Below are 1,699 nucleotides of genomic sequence, written 5' to 3' on the forward strand. Positions count from 1 at the left end.
ACAGGCCGCCGCCACGCGGGTGCGTAAATCAAGCGAATAGGGATTCATCTTACTGGCTACGGCTATCCGCCAAATAGGGATGAACTGTTCACGAATCCGCTATATCTTGTACATTTGTTTTTCAATCAGCAGCGGTTCCGGGCAGACTTTTTTCAAATACCATGCCTGCACAAAGCCCTGTTCGTTACCTTAACTAACATCCCAACAACAAACGAGCAGCGCCACCTGAATCAGGGGGCGCTGCTCGTTTCCTGGAGCTTCGCTAAAATATTGATCCGTATCCTTCGCAGCCACAGCACCAAGCCAGCATGAAGGTCTTTTCTTCCTCGTGCTGCTGATGCCCGGCGGCCGGCTTCGGCAAATGGCTTGACGGAGCCGGAGTACCCCGCCCCAGCCCAGGGCCCGCCCGCTGAGTTCCCCTACTGATGGGGCATAGTGCTGCCCCGGGGACGCTAGAATTTTCCCGAGATGCCGACGCGGACTAGCCCGTTGTAGCCAACGCCTACTTCCGTGAAGCCACCTATGGCCTGCCCTACTCGGACGCCCACCGCGGTGAGCTGCCAGGCCAGCCGGGCCCTTCGGTCATCGGCGTTTTCGAAAGTAGCATGCTCCAGGCTGACGCCCACGCCCAGGCCGGAATAGACCTGGTACTTCTGGCCACGCACGTACGTAAAGTCAATGCGCGGCAGCAGCGTCGTGTAGTGGTGGATGGTTTCGCCCTGGTTGAAAATAAAACCCGAAGAGTACGTATTCGTCACTTTCGTGTAGTGTACTTCCGCGCCCAAGGCAACTGTCTTGCCAAGAAAGTACCGGTAGCCGAAGCCGACCGGCCCCACCACATCAGGTCTGACAGTTGAGCCAAAAAATATCAAGAAGATTTCGGGTCCGATGCCCTGCACTGGCATCAGTCCATAGCTGGCATACGCCTCGTGCCGGTACGGCTGCGCGTGGGAGCCGGCCGCAGAAGTGAGCAGCAGAAGGATAAACAGCTGTCCGGCTCGGCAATAAGGATTCATCTTCTCGGGCTTACGGTCAACTCTCTCTGCAGCTGGCGGGTGGCTGCAACCCCAGCGGCGCCCGGACAGAAACCTCCCGGTCTTTCTTTGCGCATCTGGCAACCAATAATTGAATATATATAATTAATAATTAAAATTATTATACAATACAGCAACAATGCGCATAACTGCTCCACGCCGCTTCGGTTGGGCTACCGGTTTGCCTAACTAGAAAAAGCCTTGACCATCCCCTGAAGCAACCCGCGCAACCGCCCACTGCGGCAAACGAAGCGCCGGAAAAAACCATGCGCTTCGCTGTTCCGGTAGCCTAGAAGATGGAGGCATACCCTTCGCAGCCGCAGCACCAGGCTAGCATGAAGGTTTTTTTCTTCCTCGTGCTGCTGGTTTTCCCGCTCCTCATCCACCGCGGGAGCGGGGGCGGCCGTGGGGCGGGGCGCCGCTGGGGCGGGAGCTTCCAACGGGATAGGCCGGGAAGCCGGCGTTACGGACGAAACCGGAGTCGCTTTCATGGCCGTAGGAGGTTGGTTGCTACCTAAATATACGGCTTCAGGGCGAAAGGCCGGCAGTGTGCTTCCAGCCTAGTGCTTAGTCAGGGGAATTAGGCACCCTAATTTTCTGGTAATGTCGGCCGAGTTTGGTGCGGGCTTTTTCGAGGGAAAACTGCCAGTTAACCGTGGCCCGGC

Annotated in this window: 1 protein-coding gene; it reads right to left on the minus strand. The window is 57.0% G+C overall.

The genetic code is table 11. From position 1 onward, the window contains the following. Positions 1–452: 452 nt before the first annotated feature. Positions 453–1,016: a hypothetical protein gene (locus ABD842_RS13825; RefSeq protein WP_345114970.1), complete on the minus strand. Its 564-nt coding sequence runs from the start codon at positions 1,014–1,016 to the stop codon at positions 453–455. Between the last annotated feature and the right edge of the window lie 683 nt (positions 1,017–1,699).

Origin of the sequence: Hymenobacter algoricola, assembly GCF_039539525.1 — a bacterium.
Classification (GTDB): domain Bacteria; phylum Bacteroidota; class Bacteroidia; order Cytophagales; family Hymenobacteraceae; genus Hymenobacter; species Hymenobacter algoricola.